This is a genomic window from Anaerotruncus sp. 1XD42-93 (assembly GCF_009917605.1).
GTDB lineage: Bacteria > Bacillota > Clostridia > Oscillospirales > Ruminococcaceae > Anaerotruncus.
Map to the genome: position 1 here is coordinate 1 of NZ_QZEG01000221.1, position 656 is coordinate 656.

Below are 656 nucleotides of genomic sequence, written 5' to 3' on the forward strand. Positions count from 1 at the left end.
ATGCCCGCCAGCCAGATCGCTTTTATCCATGAGGCCAATACCGAAGTCCGCAAAAAGGAGCTGTTCTCCAAAGTCCGCTCCGGCCAGGTGCGCGTCCTGTTAGGCTCCACCCAGAAGATGGGGGCCGGGACCAACGTGCAGGATTTGCTGGTGGCCCTTCACGATCTGGACTGCCCCTGGAGGCCCGGAGATCTGGCCCAGCGAAAAGGGCGGATCGAGCGCCAGGGCAACCAGAACCCGCTGGTCCATGTTTACCGCTATGTGACCGAAGGGACCTTCGACGCATACCTCTGGCAGACGGTGGAGAACAAGCAGAAATTCATCTCCCAGATTATGACTTCAAAATCCCCGGTCCGCAGCTGTGACGATGTGGACGAAACCGCCCTGTCCTTTGCGGAGATCAAGGCCCTATGCGCCGGGGACCCCCGCATCAAGGAGCGTATGGATTTGGATGTGGAGGTATCCCGCTTAAAGCTGATGAAGGCCGACCACCAGAGCAAGCAGTACCGGCTGGAAGATCAGCTGTTAAAGCACTTCCCGGAGGAGATCGAGAAACACAAAGGCTTTATCCAGGGACTGGAAACGGATATGGAAACCCTGGCGGCACACCCCCACCCGACAGACGGATTTACCGGCATGGAAGTCCGGGGCGATAC

The 656-nt window shown here is 58.2% G+C and carries 1 protein-coding gene; it reads left to right on the forward strand.

Translation table 11 applies throughout. From position 1 onward, the window contains the following. On the forward strand, window positions 1-656 hold a 656-nt coding region (locus D5269_RS18135), incomplete at both ends, for a helicase C-terminal domain-containing protein (protein ID WP_243126974.1).